General features: G+C 54.6%; 12 protein-coding genes. 7 read left to right on the forward strand and 5 right to left on the reverse strand.

Annotated features, from left to right (window positions below; genetic code table 11):
* Nucleotides 1–1,388: 1,388 nt before the first annotated feature.
* Nucleotides 1,389–4,841, forward strand: coding sequence for a hypothetical protein (locus ACTOVJ_RS03970; protein ID WP_449504267.1), 3,453 nt, complete (start codon nucleotides 1,389–1,391; stop codon nucleotides 4,839–4,841).
* Nucleotides 4,842–5,152: 311 nt separating this feature from the next.
* On the opposite strand, the gene ACTOVJ_RS03975 is transcribed toward ACTOVJ_RS03970, so the two are convergent.
* Nucleotides 5,153–6,562, reverse strand: a complete 1,410-nt coding sequence (locus tag ACTOVJ_RS03975) for a dihydrolipoyl dehydrogenase family protein (protein ID WP_449504268.1) — start codon at nucleotides 6,560–6,562, stop codon at nucleotides 5,153–5,155.
* A gap of 129 nt (nucleotides 6,563–6,691) precedes the next feature.
* On the opposite strand from ACTOVJ_RS03975, the gene ACTOVJ_RS03980 reads away from it, so the two are divergent.
* Entirely contained in the window at nucleotides 6,692–7,522 is an 831-nt protein-coding gene (locus ACTOVJ_RS03980; RefSeq protein ID WP_449502476.1) for an aldo/keto reductase, read from the forward strand.
* Nucleotides 7,523–7,603: 81 nt separating this feature from the next.
* Here ACTOVJ_RS03980 and ACTOVJ_RS03985 read toward each other — a convergent pair whose 3' ends face one another.
* The 3 genes from ACTOVJ_RS03985 to rpmF form a co-directional block, all read right to left on the reverse strand.
* Complete coding sequence (locus ACTOVJ_RS03985; RefSeq protein ID WP_449504269.1) at nucleotides 7,604–8,227, reverse strand: hypothetical protein; 624 nt, start codon at nucleotides 8,225–8,227, stop codon at nucleotides 7,604–7,606.
* Nucleotides 8,228–8,261: 34 nt separating this feature from the next.
* Nucleotides 8,262–9,566 (reverse strand): NAD(P)-dependent oxidoreductase, encoded by a 1,305-nt coding sequence (locus tag ACTOVJ_RS03990; RefSeq protein ID WP_449502478.1) that lies wholly within the window; start codon nucleotides 9,564–9,566, stop codon nucleotides 8,262–8,264.
* 173 nt (nucleotides 9,567–9,739) lie between these two features.
* Entirely contained in the window at nucleotides 9,740–9,907 is a 168-nt protein-coding gene (gene rpmF / locus ACTOVJ_RS03995; RefSeq protein WP_278012338.1) for a 50S ribosomal protein L32, read from the reverse strand.
* Between the two features lie 184 nt (nucleotides 9,908–10,091).
* Here rpmF and ACTOVJ_RS04000 point away from each other — a divergent pair, with 184 nt between their 5' ends.
* From ACTOVJ_RS04000 to epsC, 3 genes are all read left to right on the forward strand, one after another.
* Nucleotides 10,092–10,736, forward strand: coding sequence for an IMPACT family protein (locus ACTOVJ_RS04000; RefSeq protein ID WP_449504270.1), 645 nt, complete (start codon nucleotides 10,092–10,094; stop codon nucleotides 10,734–10,736).
* A 246-nt stretch (nucleotides 10,737–10,982) separates the two neighbouring features.
* A complete protein-coding gene (gene cysK, locus ACTOVJ_RS04005; protein WP_449504271.1) occupies nucleotides 10,983–11,912 on the forward strand; it encodes a cysteine synthase A in 930 nt (309 codons plus the stop codon).
* A 42-nt stretch (nucleotides 11,913–11,954) separates the two neighbouring features.
* Nucleotides 11,955–12,515, forward strand: coding sequence for a serine O-acetyltransferase EpsC (gene epsC, locus ACTOVJ_RS04010; protein WP_449502481.1), 561 nt, complete (start codon nucleotides 11,955–11,957; stop codon nucleotides 12,513–12,515).
* 98 nt (nucleotides 12,516–12,613) lie between these two features.
* On the opposite strand, the gene ACTOVJ_RS04015 is transcribed toward epsC, so the two are convergent.
* The gene (locus ACTOVJ_RS04015) at nucleotides 12,614–13,060 is read right to left on the reverse strand and encodes a ribose-5-phosphate isomerase (protein WP_449502482.1); all 447 of its coding nucleotides are present in this window, start codon (nucleotides 13,058–13,060) and stop codon (nucleotides 12,614–12,616) included.
* 63 nt (nucleotides 13,061–13,123) lie between these two features.
* On the opposite strand from ACTOVJ_RS04015, the gene ACTOVJ_RS04020 reads away from it, so the two are divergent.
* Together ACTOVJ_RS04020 and pepN are read left to right on the forward strand one after the other, a co-directional pair.
* Nucleotides 13,124–15,121: a M13 family metallopeptidase gene (locus tag ACTOVJ_RS04020; protein ID WP_449504272.1), complete on the forward strand. Its 1,998-nt coding sequence runs from the start codon at nucleotides 13,124–13,126 to the stop codon at nucleotides 15,119–15,121.
* Between the two features lie 204 nt (nucleotides 15,122–15,325).
* Nucleotides 15,326–17,875 (forward strand): aminopeptidase N, encoded by a 2,550-nt coding sequence (gene pepN, locus ACTOVJ_RS04025; protein ID WP_449502484.1) that lies wholly within the window; start codon nucleotides 15,326–15,328, stop codon nucleotides 17,873–17,875.
* Nucleotides 17,876–17,899: the final 24 nt, after the last annotated feature.

Raw genomic sequence — 17,899 nt, forward strand, 5'->3', positions numbered from 1 at the left:
TGATAGTCAAGCGGCGAGGCCCCTGCCTGGTACGGCGTAATCCAAGGACTCGTTAAGGCGTGTGGTGTTCCACCAGTAGATCCAGTATGTCTTTTCACTGCCATCAAATATCCCTCGTAGAAGCCTTATAGTACTCGGTGACGCCGATCCCGGCCTTCATTAGTCGCTCGCACCTGTCGATCGAGATGAGCACCGCCATCGGTCTGCCGTTCTTGAGCATGAAAGCAGCCTCATCTTCTTCGGATAGCTTCGTGATGGCCTTCGAGGGCTGACCATGCAGGAAGTCTACATATTGTAGAAGCCAATTGTTGTCTTCTCCGTTTTGCCACCCACATCGATCCTTCTCAGCGCAGCTCCGCAGTCATAAGCTAATGCACTATGCAATCCATAAAGTTATTTACTAAAGATGGTACCCAGCGAGGCTGCTCCCCCTCGCGAGATACACGCCAACGCAAACCGCGATCCGCACCCCCTAGACAGTCCGCTGCGCAGCCCTTCAGTATGAGTCAGTCCCATGGCGGTCACCGGACGCTTAGGACAGAGCTCTAGAGGTCGCCCCCGGAAGTAACAAAACCCCTTATCACCAAAGATCTAAGGCAAGTTGAGCCCTTATCAAATCCGACGTCTAAGTCTCAATTCCCCGCGCGTGCGGGGAAATATCAGAATAATAACTGGAAAGTTAATAAAACTGTTGATTAAATAGTTAGTGGTGAAAAGCAATGCTCTTGAGCTAACGGATCTGTCGTTCTTTCTCAGTTCACTTGCTACGCACCAACACCACACATATCAGCCTCTAAGATAGTATGAGAAATCTGGATATTAACCGTTTCAAATTTAAAAATGTAACTGCGTTCCACACGGCGACGGGACTCGCAGATTTCTCACATGCATGTAAAAACAAAGGGGCTCTAGCTGTCTCCGGTGAAACACTTCTAATAGCTCAGCTAAATACAACCGTTCCGGTCACTGGAAAGATGCACACTGGCTACACAGATCTGCTGGGAAAGACAGAAAGCAACATCTCCTCTTTAGCTCCTCTATCAGAAGCTACAAAGAAGACCCCCCCCCGCATTTCTAACTCCTCGGAATAGATCCTGTGCTGCGTTTGTAAGTAAAGGTAATCCTGAGCGTGATAGGAGCAATTTTCCTACTACTTGCAACTGTCTGCCTTACCTAAAACTCAGGTTCTCTTTCATCCGTGCTGTTACTACGTCAAAGACGACGCCGCAGATAGCACACGGCATTCCCCCTCCTCACCTCAAAACCTGTATAGCAAGCGATGAGCGCTTCTCAATTTCTCATCGTGAAGATACTTGCACTGGCTCTATCAAGCCTGTTCTTTCCGCTCGTGCGGGCACTGCCAACCAACCTAACAAAGGGGAACTAATATGACACAGAACAATACACACAAGTTCACTAAGCTCGGCGCTGCCGCTGCTGTTGTTTTAACCGCGATGAGCACGCTCGGTGCGTGTTCTACTCCAGAATCATCCACCCCGGCCCAGGATGCGTCTCCTCATGCTGATGCTTCAGCGAAAATGACTCAGCCACAACAGGCACCATCAGCCACCCCGTCCGTTGAGGCCACCCCGGATGCTCAGGGTGATGAGGCTCAGGGTGATAAGAAGGCTGATTCTGAGGCTGCTACCGGGCAGGCCGGCTCAGACAAGACCGGCGCGAATACTCCTGCTCCTGCCGAGCACAACACGTCCGCGCCTGCTCCTAGCTTGCCGACACTACGCAAGGCCACCTCGCATGGCACGAACGCGTCGGCAAGCACGAAACGTGGCACCGTGAAGGGTGTCTACACAACAAAGTCGGGGAAGAAAATGGGCTACGCTATCGCCCCGCTCTACCGCTCTAGCCTCGTCAAAGCGCTAGCGAACGAAGCCGCAGCTAAGCGTGCCCTGGACAAGGCGCATATGAATGTTGCCAACCGTATTCAGGGTGTTGCTGATGCGCGTGCTCGTCTTGCGAAGGCACGCGTCGAGCTTGACGCGGCAAAGGCTGGGTTGAAAGCTGCGATGGCTGCACGCGCCGAGCTTGCCCCACAGTTAGCGAAAGCGAACGATACTCTCAGTGTTGCTAAGGAGCTTGTTGCTCTCAAGCAGAAAGCCTATGATGCGGCATTGAGTGTTCTTGAAGGTAAAGAAACAGCTCTTGCGAACGCGAATGCTGGCGTGACTATGGCGCGTAAGAATCTTGAAACAGCGCAAAAGGATTTCACTGCCGCGCAAAAGAAGATCGCTGATGATATTGCGGCTGCCGAGAAGAAGGTCGCCCAAGCAAACGCTAGCGTAGAGGCTGCGGAAAAGAACATCGCCACCACTAAGGATGGTGTGGTTAAGGCTGAGGCAGAGCTGGACAAGGCCCGCGCCGGTGTTGTTGCCGCGTCACAGAACCTGGAAAAGGTTGAAGCCGAGGTTGCTCGCGACCACAAGGTTGAAGCAGACAAGGTTAGTGCCGCTAAGGAGAAGCTCGATCAGGCTCTCGAACAGGTCGAGCCACTCCAGTACGCTTACGATGAGGCGAAGAAGAAGTATGACGAGGCAGAATATGCGCTGAATGCTCAACGCCAGCTCCTTGCTGAAGCGAAAACAGATCTTGCTCGTGAACGCGAACAGCTCAAGGCTGACCTGGCTCTGGCTCAGGGCAAGGTCAAGACTCTCACCGATTCGAAGACTAGCGCCGAGAAGGATCTCGCCACAGCGAAAGCGAAGGTTGACTCAACCACTGCGGCTTTGGCTGACGCCGAAAAGCGCATGAGTGAAGCGAAGGCAGAGTTGGAGGCGGCTCGCCGCCAGGCAGGGGACGCTACCAAGGCACGCGAGAACGCGATCAACGCTGCCCAGGCTGAACTTTCCCGAGTCACTGCTGAGCATGAAACGCTCAAGCAGGCCAACGATCAGGCCAAGCGTGATCTTGCCCTGAAACAGGCTGCGCTCACCGATGCTCGCGCAGCCTACGACAAGGCCGTGACGGCACGAGATACCGCCCTGGGGACAACAAAGATTCGCGTCTCGAAGCTCACCGTTGAACAACGAGCACGCCTGACCGAGGCGGCACTATTGCGCTACTGGAACGCCTACCGTCAAGCCGCTGGGTTGGCGAAGCTGGTGTTGGTTGATGGTGAAGAGTTCCGTGGAGACACGCTTGACTGGGCGGACCATCTGCTTGACGAGTATACCAAGACGGGGGACATTTCCCACGACAATGACATGGTTTTCACGATGGAGAACGTCGCCTCCTATAGGGTTTATAATAGAGGTTTCGAAAACCCGATCGCTGTCGCCGAAACGCTCTTCGAACAGTTCTACAGCTCACCCGGCCATGAGCGGAACATGGTCAGCCCGAACATTGTGGGCGCACAAATCGCCGTGAAATACTCTCCCGAAAACGACAATCCACGCAGAGTCGTTGTCGTCATGCGCGGCTATGACCGTACCCAGATTGATGACAAGTCTGATGGCACATATATGGTCACTGAGCCAGAATCAGTGATCGGTAAACAAGCACCGATCGCGGAATCCGTCACCGTATACCACACCTCATCCGGTGTGAATGAGGACATCAACCGCACTGTGGGTGATGAGTTCTCGTCTGCCGAATATCCGCAAAAGGATTCGCTCACAACAAGCGAGCAGTTGAAGAAGAATAATCTTGCTAACCAGCTCGAACCAGAAGAAATCCGCAACGTCCTCACCCACGCCCACGTCGACACGGGCAAACTCGACCAGGACGTGGCCCGCACAAAGAGCGTCCTCGACCAGGCACAAAACGAGCTTAACGCGCTGTCTGAGAAGGCTCAGGCTGCTCAGGTGCGTGTGGATGCTGCGCAGCGTGAGGTTGAGCGCGCAAAGAGCGCTCTCGATGAGGCTCGTAACGGGGAGGATCCGGCAGGGAAACTGATCCGCCAGGCCGAAGAACGCTTGAACACTGCCACCGCGCACCGTGACCAGGCCAAGCGTGACCTCGACCAGGCTAAGAGCGTTGTGGAAGAAACAACCAAGAAGATTGATACTCTCACAAGCCAGCTCGCTCAAGCCCAAGAAGACCTTGCAGAAGTCACCAACCCAGACCTCATTGGTGGCGTGCTACCAAGCGCGGCTGCTGTCGAGCACTACACTGAGGGTGTCAAGAACTCAGAAGCCGAAACCGCGCAAGCATTGCAGGAAATGAAGGCTCGCAAAGCCGAGCTCGACAAGGCTCAAGGCAGCGTGGATCAGGCCAAGAAGGATCTCGATGCGGCACGTAAGCATCTTGCCGAAGTCACTGAGGGTCGTACAGATGCTGCCTTGAAAGCCGTGAAGGAAGCAGAGGCGAACGTGCAGGCCAAGACGAAGGCTCTTGAGGCTGCAAAGACTGCCGCCCAGGATGCTGTCAAGGCTGAACCTGCCGCGAAGGAAAACCTCGCCAAAGCGAAGGAGGATCTCGATGCGGCACGCAAGGCCACCGTCTCAGACAAGACCGTGACCGAAGCGAAAGCAAACCTCGACAAGGCTAAGGCTGTCCAGAGTGAAGCAGACAAGGCAGTCAAGGATGCTAAGGCTCCCGTTGATGCGGCGAAGCGTGACCTCGACCAGGCTAAGGCAGGTCAGGCTAAAGCCCAATCTGAGGTTGACCTGCTCGAACAGAAAACAGGCGTAGCGAAAGCCAAAGCCGATGTTGATGCTAAGACAAAGAACGTGGATAAGGCTGAGAAGAACGTCAAGAAGGCCGAGTCTGACCTTGAGGCAGCCAAGCATGCCCAAGACAAGGCCAAAGACAACCTCGATGACGCCCACCACGGCGTCACAAAAGCCAAAGCCAAAGACGCCACCACTGGCCGCCATCGCCGATAATTGAAAAAGCTTGACGAGCGATGCTGCAAGCTCGCTCGTCAAGACTTTTATGGATTCCCCTGAGCCTACTACTCGCGGTAGCAAGCTCAGGGGAATCCTTCGCTTAATCGTGGCGCGATCAGCACTGCCTCCTCAGATCCTCCCGAACCTGATGTTTACTATCGCAGCAGCCTCCCAGCGGCCAAATGAAAACAGACGAAGACAACGTGCCCAAACACTCCGGCGTCGTCTTTGATAAGAGATGCGACACCGGCAGAAGTCGCTATCGCCAGCCAGGGAAGAATGTTTCCTCTGTATCAATGATCCTCGAATTATCCGATCACGCCGTTAAAGACTTCAGTGGAAGCCGGGTGCGTCCAGATACCATCACGCAACATTGACGCCGGTGCGCCCATACGCATCGCGAGCGCCACGGTGTTGATCAGTTCTTGGGAATCGATGCAGTACAGCACCGCGCCAAGGATTTCGTCCGTGTCTGCATCGATCATGAACTTTGCCATTCCGGCTGGGTTCCCGACAATCTTCGGGCGAGGCATCACCGGAATTTCAGCGATTTTCTTCGAATCCACACGCACATTACGTCCGCTTTCCCTCGCTTCTTTCTCGCTCATCCCGACGGTTGCTAGCGGTGGATTGATGAAGGTCGCAGTGGGCACAGCCACTCGATCAGCACGGGAACGCCCGCCGTCGCCGAGGAGTTCGTCCATCAAAATACGATGGTCGTCAAAGGAAATGTAGGTGAACTGTGGGCCACCGTTAATATCCCCTGCCGCATAGATTCCCTCAACGTTGGTGCGCAGGTGATCATCAACGATCATGAACCCACGTTCGTCAGTTTTCACGCCTGCCGCGTCCAAACCAAGCCCATCAGTAGTAGCACTCCGACCAACTGCGTGCAACACAGCGTCGGCGCTTACTCGACCGCCATCAAACACGACGTCAAGCCCGTCGTCGGTCTTGTCAATGGCCTTCGCGCGTTCGGACAAAACAAACTCGATTCCTTGCTCACGCATTGTGTCGTAGACAAGGGCGGCAACGTCCTCGTCGAGTGACGGGAGTAGGCGATCGCCGGGCGTAATTACCGTCACCTGTGAGCCAAAGCCGTTGAACATCGTCGCAAATTCAAGGCCAATCGTTCCGCCACCGATGATCGCCAGGCGATCAGGGAACGGCTGTGCGTGTTGAATAGTCGTCGAATCGTACACGCCATCGAGTTCAGTGCCGGGGATATCGGGGATGGTTGGCACAGTACCAGTGTTAATAATGATGTTGGCGGCGCGAAGATGGATTTCCTCCTCGCGATGCTCCGTTTGTCCATTTTCCTGTGCGTCGCTCCTGCCTTCGGATGCGCCGGCGACGTGGCCGCCCGGGTTGGTTGGTGTAATGCGCACCTCGTGGGGGCCGACAAACTGGGCTTTCCCGTCGAACAGCGTCACTTTCCCTTCAAGCATCGCATGGTTGACGGAATTGAGCTTGGAGATCAGAGCATCGCGCTTGTCGACAGAGGAGGCAAAATATTGCGTTGGATTGTCATTTTCACGGCGTGCGTTCGCTGAAGTAAGTAAAGTTTTTGTCGGTACACAGGCAACGTTGATACACGTGCCGCCGTACATTGTGGCGGACTGCTCCACGAGGGCGACTTTCTTCCCCGCACCAGCGAGCTTTCCCGCCACTGACTTTCCTGCCTTGCCCCAACCGATCACCAACACATCGAATTCCATCGCGTTCCTTCCTTGACACATTTCCCCGAGCTTCATTCCCGGAAAATTTTCACTAAAGACTGAACAACGAAGAGCTTGATTATATTCCCGATATTGTAAACACAGTGCCTCAACGAAAGGAGAATCACGATGGCAACCCCCACCCTGACATTGAATGACACTCGAGTGATCCCTCAGATTGGCTACGGAACGTTCCTCGTTCCGGCCAAAGACACTGTCGAACGGGTCACTAGTGCACTGGCAGCTGGATATCGACACATTGATACTGCCGCGATTTACGGCAATGAGACAGAAGTTGGAAAAGCCATTGCGGAATCTGGTATTCCACGCGAGGAGCTGTGGGTCACCACGAAGTTATGGAACAACCGCCGTGGTCAGGATCAAACACGTGCCGCGCTCGAAGAATCGTTAGAAAAGCTCGGCCTCGATTACGTCGATCTTTATCTCATTCACTGGCCGGCTCCTGAGCGTGCTCCGATTCAGGAGACATGGGAGACATTCGGACAGTTACGCGGTGAAGGAATGACCAAGTCAGTCGGTGTGTCGAACTTTGATGAGCGTTACTTGCCTTCGGTTCTCGAAACCGGACTGATTCCGGCGGTGAATCAGATTGAGCTTCACCCACAGTTCCAGCAGCGCCCCGCCGTCGAACTCTCTACTCGCCACAACATCGCGATCGAAGCATGGGGACCCTTGGGTCAAGGAAAGGTTGACTATACCAGTGGTGTTATTGGCGAAATTGCTCAAGCACACGGTATTTCGTGGGCACAGACAGTCCTGTCATGGCATATCGCGAAGGGGCACATCGTTTTCCCTAAGTCTTCCACCCCACAACGCATGGCAGAAAATCTCGCTTCTGGCGAGGTCACGCTCACGGCGCAAGAAGTGGCACTCATTGACGCCTTGGATCAGGGCGTTCAAGGCCGCGTGTCCGCCGACCCAGCTGAAGTAAACGACTAGTTCACGTCTGCAACCCGCCCAGACAGGGGTGGGATGTGGGCAAATGCCTCGCATCCCGCCACTGTCTGAGCTGATCGATATTTATCCCTGGCCGTTGAGTTTAGTACCCAAGATGATTTTCTCTGCGGCGGAAAATCCGGCCTGGTCCTCAGCCTTCACAGTCACTTCATACGTGACCCCGCGATGCTCCACCACATAAATTTGCGCAACATGCGTTGCTCCCTGCTTCTTTGTCAGTTCAAAACTCCAGGCGCTGATTCCGTCGATTGTGACATCGCTGCTCGGTTTCACATCGAAATCTTTAAATGAATCTCCTTTGGCCAACAACGCAAGATAGTCTTCTTTGGTTGTGTCCGTGAGCGGCTTGCCGAGCTTCGATAAGAGAATCTGAGTTTTTCCAGAGGAAAGCCACACTTCAGATAGCGGGTTAGTTCCCTTCGTCAATGCCGTGAATCCCGTCGGCGCAGTGAGCGTTACTGCCCCGTCAACCGTCGTATAGGCAGTACCACCGTTCACCGCTTCAGCTTTGAGTTTCTGGGTGGACTTCAGTGTCGGATACTTCTTTACTGTTGGTTTGGCAGATGCACTTGACGACGCGGACGCCGACGGTGTCGTTCCAGCAGTGGTGGTGGGCTGGTTCATCGAGGAACACGCAGTGAGGGCGAGGGAACAGAGCGCGGCTACTACCGCAAGGCTTTTCTTCATGTGGTCAATCCTAAAACGTTTGTCGGGTAGGCGTTCACTCAATAGGTTCAATTTTTCGCCAAAACATCAATTTCCCAATCGCAGCCGCAGTGTTCAGCACCGAAGCAGGTTTGCGGTTCGTTGCCCAGAATCCACTTGGAAACGCCGATGCCACAAGAAAATCATCATTTTGTGGACGTTGCTCCAACAGATCACCAGCAAACAGCATTGCCATCATCGCTGCCGTGGCATTGGCGGGGAATGATGAGATCCCAAATATTCCCATTCCACGATATGCTGCCTGCAAGATTGCCGTATCCAGCACAGAATGAGTCTGAGCTAGCGGTGCAATGTGGTACGACACCCGTGTGCCGTGAGCACGTAAATCGGTTGCCCTCCAACGTCCGATTCGCTTCGACGCTAAATAGTTTGGACCTTGAAGTGGAATCACCGCATCAAAGACACCAGCGTCCATGGCGCCTTTTCCGCGAGCGCGCCGTGACCATTCGTCACCACCGGGCGCAAGTCGAGGAGGTAGGACGACAGCGTCGAGCGGAGAGCCGATGTAGCCCACAAGAATATCGCGAGCCTCACTAACCATACGAATGACCTGGTCTGCGCCAATTGCAGCAGCAAGAAATTTGGCTCCTGGCGCATAGAGGCACTCAAGAATCGCTTCGACGCCGTTATCGATCAGCCACCCGGCGATGGTGGACGGATCACGTGCGACGTCGCCCACCTGTGGAACGTGAAGTGTGCCAGGAAGTGCACTGGCATCAGCAATCAGCGCCTCACGGCGGGAAGATTCTGGACGTATGACAGCCAAGACATCAGCGCCTCGGGAAAGGAGGAAACGTGTGGGAGCCAGTTCAGCTCCAGCTCCAATGACCGCGATTCGTCGCCCTGAAAGGTCAAGGCCATTAAATGCTGCCCACACTAATTGGTCTGCAGCGTGTGAAGTGATCGCGTTAGCATGTCTCCAGTCAGGGAGGAGACGAACAAACTCTTCCATGGTGAGCTGGCGTGTCCCGTAGGGTATCGAAAGTTCACTGACCGTGCCCACACCCCCGTAGGTCTCACTTTTCGGCGCAGGGGTAGGCGATAACGCGCCCAGGGTATGACCGTTCGAGGGCAACATATGAAGAAATTCCAACCCCCGGCGTGCAACGTCAGGCCCTCGTGCTGGATCATCCCAACGAGTGAGTTCACATGACAGTGCACCGTAGTCTGTGCGCCAGTTCTTTATCTCTCCGATGACTTTTGCAGCTGGAGCGATGCCCTCTAAAGCAGCTTCCATCATCCCCCGGCTCACTGCAGTCGAGGACGGCTTGCCATTCACTATTGGAAACTCAACACTCATGTTTGTCCCTTCCGTTGCTTTCTAGTGTAGGCCACTACTGCCCCAGTACAGTCGGATCTGATGACATAGCCTACAGGTATGAAAAAATCCCGATCATACTGATCGGGATTTTTCACAACTCGTAACGCTCAGGCGAGATCGAGCTTGCCCTGCTGAGCAGCCTTTCGTAACGCTCAGGCGAGATCGAGCTTGCCCTGCTGAGCAGCCTTCGCCAGACGACGCGGGATGCGAACCTCGCGGCCACCAGCGTTGACCACCTGAAGCTCTGTGAGCTTGGCCTTCCACTGGGAACGGCGAGAGCGGGTGTTGCTGCGGGACATCTTGCGCTTAGGTACTGCCATGATCTCCGCTCCTTCCACTACTCCAGGCCGGCGGTTCCGGCCAAGTCTTTCCAGTTGCTCTATATCGAGCACACATCGGGATAGTTTAGCCGATACCACCCTCGCGCGCGAACCTGCATCGGTGATGTGTGTCCAACTACACCGCCGTTTATCGCCCGTGACTTCGTCCTGTCATAATGGAGGTATGCCTGTGTTACTTTCACGCGAGAATCTGGAGCTAGCTAACGAACTCGAAATCAAGCGTTCGCGCTTCATTACGAGAATCCGGCGCGTGTCGAGCGCAGACCAGGCACGCGCTCTTGTCGCCGATTGCCGCTCAGAATTTCCCGACGCACGACACCACTGCAGCGCTTTCATTGTGTCGGTTCCCGGAGCCCAGCCCCTCATGCATTCGTCCGACGACGGTGAGCCGTCAGGAACAGCTGGCCGCCCTATGCTTGACGTCCTGGCAGGGGCAGACCTCACCGATATTGCCGTCGTCGTGATCCGTTACTTCGGAGGGACGCTTCTTGGGACAGGAGGACTCGTTCGAGCCTACACTGACGCCGTCGCCGGAACTCTTGCCGGAAGTAGGGTGGTGCGTCAAATTCCATTCGTGCGGGCACGAGTGTCTCTTATGCATTCTGTTGCCGGAAAAGTTGAGGCGGATCTTCGCGCAGGTGGTTACGACGTGGTTGGCGTGAATTACGAGTCCTCCCGTGTCCAGCTTGACGTTGCAGTGCCCGATCTCCACTCCTTCAACGCTACGCTGGCTCAGCTCACCTCTGGCTCATCGAGTGCTATTGATGCTGGAATTATCCTGAGCGAGGAAAGCGCCGGGAGGCTTTGACATGTGAACGATTCCGATTAAACTGCAAAATATAGTTGAAAGCTGTTGTATTCGAAAGGTGGTGTTGAGATGGCCATAGATGTCACATTCTCCACCACCCGATGCCAGTGTCGCTAGGGCGTCGAGCTTTACCCGTGCGCACTTGCGCTCGCTCGCCGCTCACACTCCACCCAACAAACATCGTGAACGCCATTTAGGCAAACCCCATTTTTCGTGTGCTGAAGCACTGATCAGAAGGAAAACCATATGCCTCTCTACAACAACGCAACCGAACTCGTCGGCCGTACTCCCCTGGTACGAATCAATCGTCTCGGAAACGGAAATGCCAACATCATCGGCAAACTCGAATTCTTTAATCCTGCAAACTCTGTGAAAGACCGTATCGGTGTCGCAATCATCGATGCTGCAGAAAAGTCCGGCGCTCTGACACCAGGCGGCATGATCGTCGAAGGGACATCAGGTAACACAGGGATCGCCCTCGCGTGGGTCGGCGCAGCTCGTGGTTACAAAGTGGTATTGACCATGCCGTCGTCGATGTCGAAAGAACGTCGCGCACTGCTTCGTGGCTTTGGGGCAGAACTCGAACTCACAGATCCGGCTAAGGGTATGCAAGGGGCTGTGGATCGCGCGAAGGAAATCGTGGCAGACAACCCAGGCTCAATTCTTGCTTCGCAGTTCGCCAACGAAGCAAACTCTGCGATTCATGAAGCGACGACTGGCCCTGAAATCTGGGCAGATACCAATGGAAATGTCGATATCTTCATCGCAGGCATTGGTACTGGCGGCACCATCACCGGAGCTGGACACTACCTGAAGAAACGTAACCCGCAACTTCACGTCATCGCCGTCGAGCCAGCCGAATCGCCGTTGCTCTCAACCGGAAAAGCCGGATCACACAAAATCCAAGGTCTGGGCGCAAACTTCATCCCTTCTGTCTTAGACACCGGCATTTACGATGAGATCGTGACCGTAAAGTCCGATGACGCGATCGCCATGGCTCGACGCACAGCTCACGAAGAAGGGCTAATGGTTGGTATCTCTGCAGGTGCAGCACTCCACGCAGCGGTTGAGGTCGCGGCTCGCCCTGAGAATTCAGGAAAGACCATCGTGGCGATGATTCCTGATTTCGGGGAACGCTATGTATCCACGGCTCTTTTTGAAGGACTCGTGGACTGATACACCCTCCTGACATCGATCACGATAAGAAAAGAGACACCGATGGGTGTGATTGCAAGAATGCGGGGCGATCTCGCCGCCGCGATGGACAACGATCCCGCGGCACGCAACCGCTTTGAAGTTGCGCTCACCTACTCCGGCGTCCATGCCGTGTGGGGTTATCGCGTGGCTCACTGCTTGTGGAATCACAATGCCAAATTCTCTGCGCGTGTGGTATCTCAAGCCGCGCGCTTTCTTTCTGGAATTGAGATCCACCCCGGCGCTACACTCGGTGAACGTCTTTTCATCGATCACGGGATGGGAGTGGTCATCGGTGAAACCGCAGAGGTTGGTGACGACGTCGTCATCTACCACGGCACCACGCTCGGAGGAACCTCGCGCAATGCGGGAAAACGCCATCCTACGGTAGGAAACCGTGTGGTTATCGGCTCGGGAGCAAAAGTTCTCGGGCCAATCACTGTGGGTGACGATGCTCAAATTGGCGCCAATGCTGTCGTGGTGAAGGACGTTCCCGCAGGTAACACCGCCGTCGGGGTGCCAGCAAAGAACCGCTCTCACGTTCAGCATGATGATCCTTTGATCGATCCAGCATTGTGGATTTAGCCCCACGCCACGTTTCTCGACAACAGGTTCGCAACATACTCACTCATAAAAATGGGCCTGGAAACGTCAGCGTTTCCAGGCCCATTTACTCCACAATTTTACTTGTTTTCGTAGTCGCTCATCATGGCGATACGCGACTGATGACGCGAGGTCGGATCAAACTCCAGCGACAGAAAAATGTCAACAAAACGAGTCGCTTCCTCAATCGAATGCTGACGAGCACCAATAGAGATCACGTTCGCATTGTTGTGTTCGCGAGCCAAGGCGGCGATCTCCTCGTTCCACACCAACGCCGCACGAACGCCCTTCACTTTGTTCGCTGCCATCTGTTCGCCGTTACCCGAACCGCCAATGACGATTCCCAGCGACCCTGGATCTGCCACGGTTGCTTCACCGCAAGCGAAACACACCGGGGGGTATGCATCAAGCTTGTCGTATGTCTCGTAACCGTGATCCACAACCTCGTGGCCAGCCTGGGTCAGATGCTCAACCAAGTGAGCTTTCAATTCAAAACCTGCATGATCTGCAGCAATATGTACGCGCATGTTTCTAGCATAACCCGCGAGCACAATTGTTCTCATCTAGTTAGCCCCATGTAGACTCAGTCCATGGATATTGATGCAACAACACAGGAAGTCCTTGCCGGCCTTGACCACTCGGTTCGCCCGCAAGATGATCTATTCCGCCACGTCAATGGCGAGTGGTTAAAAACTGCAACCATTCCCGATGACCAGTCCTCCACAGGCTCATTTATTGACCTGCGGAATCAGTCAGAGGTTGATGTACGCAACATCATTGAGGGGCTGAATGTAGATTCTGAGGATCCCGAAGAAGCGCAAATTGCCGGCCTGTATGAGTCCTTCATGAATGAAACTCGAGTCAATGCACTCGGAGCTACACCGCTCAGTGAAGATTTTGACCTCATCAATGCCGCAACATCAAAAGACGAACTCGCTGCTGTTCTGGGTGGACTTCTCACTACCGGTGTCGATGTACCAGCTTACCCATACGTTTCCAATGACAAGAACAACCCTGATGCCAACGCCGTCTACCTTTACCAGTCAGGTTTGGGGCTACCGGATGAGTCGTTCTATCGCGAAGAAAGCTACGCAGAGATCCTCGCTGCCTATCGCGACTTCGTACCAGTCCTGTGGGCTCTAGCAACAGGTGCTGAGGCTGACGTTGCTCAAGATTCTGCGAGCGCAATTTTGGACGTTGAATCAGCCTTCGCTTCCCATCACCTGACTCCAGTGCAGATGCGCGACGCCGAAAAGACAAATAACGTGATGTCCTTCGCCGAGTTTGTTGATAGCGCTCCCGGTTTTGCATGGGTTCCATTCTTTGCGGCAGCAGGCTTAACCGAAGAGAATATGGCGCATCTGATCGTCACCTCGCCGTCGACGATGCAAGGCTTTGCCCAACAGTGGGAGCGTGCAGAGCTTCAGGATCTCCGCACGTACGTCACCTGGCACACGATCCTTGCTCGCGCACCTTACCTATCTGAAGAGATCTCTCAAGCCAACTTCAATTTCTATGGCAAGGTTCTCCAAGGTTCTCAGGTACAGCGTGACCGTTGGAAGCGCGCCGTCGGCTTTGTCAACGGTGCTGTCGGGGAAGCTGTTGGAAAGCGTTACGTCGCCAAGCACTTCCCACCTCGGTCTAAAGAACTCATGGATCAGCTCGTCGCTGACCTGCTTGAAGCGTACCGGGAGTCGATCACTTCTCTGGACTGGATGACTGAGGAAACCAAAGCAAAAGCGCTGGACAAACTTGATCATTTCACCACCAAGATTGGCTATCCGGAAAAATGGATCGATTATTCAGCACTTGAGGTTAATGTCGAGGATCTCGTCGGCAATGTTCGCGCATCAGCTCGTTTCGAGTGGACCCGTCAAATTGAGAAGCTCTCGCAGCCCGTTGACCGTAGCGAATGGCTGATGACTCCTCAAACGGTGAATGCTTACTATATGCCTCCGACTAACGAAATCGCTTTCCCTGCCGCGATTTTGCAACCGCCATTCTTCCAGCCCGACGCCGATCCTGCCTGGAACTACGGCGCAATCGGTGCAGTGATTGGTCACGAAATCGGCCACGGTTTTGACGATCAGGGTTCGAAGTACGACGGTACCGGCCAGCTCAATAACTGGTGGACTGACGCTGATCGCACTGAGTTCGAAAAGCGCACAGCCGCACTCGTCGGCCAGTATGACTCCTACATCCCCGCCCAGCTCGGTGAAGACTCCCCACATCACGTCCAAGGCGCCCTCACACTTGGTGAGAATATTGGCGATCTTGGCGGATTGAGCATCGGATTGAAAGCCTACGACATCGCCTGCAAGCGTGCTGGCTTAGCTGGCTCGCAGGACGCCCCAATTATTGAGGGCTACACAGGTGTTCAGCGCGTCTTCCTCTCCTACGGGCGCATTTGGCAAGAGATTCGCCGCGACGAACTCATGATCCAGCGCGTGGCAACCGATCCACACTCACCGGCCGAATTCCGCGCGAATGGCGTGGTGAAGAACGTTGATGAATTCGCGCAGGCATTCGACGTCACTGAGGGGGATGCCCTCTACCTCGCACCAGACGAGCGCGTTCGAATCTGGTAATGAGTGAAACACGCGTGAGGGGAGCAACCGATTGGTTGCTCCCCTCACCATTTTTTCGCCGCCGTCGGAAAATCGAATCAACCGACATGTGCAACTTGAGTCTGCCATGCGCAACTTGCAGTCTCCGTCGGCGGATAAAGTCGCACGGTTCTCTCACACCGCGTACCCTTGGGATGGATAGCGTTTTCTACTGAAAGGACGTCCATGCCTGGCGAAAATCTGACCCGCGTAGAGGCCGAACTCCGTGCCAACGTCGTGTCGAATCCTCGATACCATATCGCTTTAGATCTGACAGGTTCCGAAACAACTTTCCATTCCATCACTACACTGACTTTCGATGCCGTGGCAGGTGAATCAACCTTTGTTGACTTACTTGCTCACTCGGTGGAAAACATCACTCTCAATGGTGAAGAAGTTCCTGTTTCTGCCTACGACGGTACTCGTATCAGCCTCAATAACCTCGCCGAGCACAACACCCTCGTTGTTGACGCAACAATGGAATATTCGCACACTGGTGAAGGGTTGCACCGCACAATTGACCCAGCCGACGGTGAAGTCTACCTGTACTCCCAGTTCGAGGTTCCGGACGCGCGACGCGTATTCGCTGATTTCGAACAGCCAGATCTGAAAGCACAGTTCGAGTTCTCGGTCCGCACTCCGAAGGGCTGGCGAGTGTTCTCGGTTTCCCCGACTCCAGACCCAATTGAGGTTGATGCTGACACTGTTCGCTATGATTTCACACCGACGGAGAAAATTTCCTCCTACCTCAATGCGATCGTCGCTGGCCCATATGTGGGTGGCGAAGACACAGCAACATCACGCGATGGTCGCGTCATTCCCATGGGTGTGTACGCACGCGCATCACTGGCTGACTTTCTTGACTGGCAAGAAATTATCGACATCACCAAGGCCGGACTCGACTTCTACGAGGACGCTTTCGATGTGAATTATCCCTTCCGTAAGTACGATCAGATCTTCGTTCCTGAGTACAACGCTGGCGCGATGGAAAACCCAGGTTGCGTGACAATTCTGGATGACTACGTCTTCCGTTCACGCGCAACCGGTGCGCTCATCGAGCGCCGTGCAGTGACTGTGCTGCACGAACTCGCTCACATGTGGTTCGGCGATCTTGTCACGATGAAGTGGTGGAACGATCTGTGGCTGAACGAATCCTTCGCAGAGTTCATGAGCCACGTCGCTACAGCTGAGGCCACACGCTGGACAGATGCATGGGTCACCTTCAATGCTTCAGAAAAACAGTGGGCAATGGCACAAGATCAGCTTCCATCCACCCACCCGATCGCCGCTGAGATCCGCGATCTCGAAGACGTCCAGGTGAACTTCGACGGTATTACCTACGGTAAGGGCGCATCCGTGTTCCAGCAGCTCGTTGCCTACGTCGGATGGGACGCCTTCATTGGCGGTGTGTCGGCGTACCTGAAGAAGATGAGCTGGGGCAACGCTACCCTGGCCGATCTACTCTCGGAGCTGGAGACGGCCTCGGGACGCGATCTGACGGCGTGGTCGAAGATCTGGCTTGAGGAATCTGGGATCAACACTCTATCCCCAACACTCGAGGTTGGCGAGGACGGCGTGATCACCGCACTCTCGATCACGCAAGAAACCGACGGACGCGCTTCACTGCGCCCGCATCGCATCGGCGTCGGCGGATACTCACTCAATAACGGCACACTTGTTCGCGTGCTTCATACGGAGCTCGACATCGACGGCGATTCGACTCCCGTCGAGGATTTCGTCGGCAAGACTCGTCCTGACATCGTACTTCTCAACGATGGCGATCTCACCTACACCAAGGTGCGAATGGATGCTGATTCGCTGGCATTTGCCACAGCACACATCAACGATTTCGACGATAAACTCCCGCGCACATTGGTTCTCGCTTCAGCGTGGGATATGACGCGTGACGGCGAAATGCCAGCATCGCAGTATGTGGATCTCGCGCTTGAGGCACTCAAGACTGAAGATCACGGCACCGTGCTTCGTTACTTACTTTCGCAACTTGAGACCGCAACGAACCTCTACTCCTCAGTGTCCAAGAGAGCCAAACTCAAGGCGCGTGTCGCTGAGGCAATGTTTGCCCTTGTTGATGCCACGGAGCCCGAATCGGATCGCCAGTTGCAAATTGCAATGTCCGCAGTAAATCTCGCAGATTCAGATACTCAGCTTGATCGCATCGCCGGGTGGCTCGACGCAGATGATGTGCCACATGGCTTGGCAGTGGATGCAAATTTCCGCTGGGTGATTCTGCGACGTCTCGCAGCAGCTGGACGCGTGAGCGAAGCTGAAATTGAGAAGGAGCGCGTTGAGCGTGACAATACCGCTTCTGGCGCGGCAGGCGCTGCGCGTGCGCGTGCAGCGATTTCTCACGCCAGCGTCAAGGAAGGCGTCTGGCATGACATTCTCGCTGGCGAAGTTCCCAATACTGTTCAGCGCAATCTGGCTCTCGGTTTTGACGGTGGAGATGTTGAACTTTTGGTTCCGTTCGTCGATCGCTACTTCGACTCACTTGAGCAGGTATGGAATGATCGCACGCTTGAGATCGCGTCGAACATGATTTCCTACACCTTCCCCACCAAGCTCGTTGGTCACGAGGATCTTGGTGAGGATATTGTGGCACGTGGTCAGCAGTGGCTCGCTGATCATAAGGGAACGGCACCAGCGCTTCTGCGTCTGGTGTCGGAGGAAGTCGACCGCGCTGAACGCGCAGCAAAGGCGCAGGCGGCGGATGCCTGATTATCCCTCAGCGTTCGCTATTGG

Source organism: Arcanobacterium sp. (ex Cirak et al. 2026) (assembly GCF_053585065.1).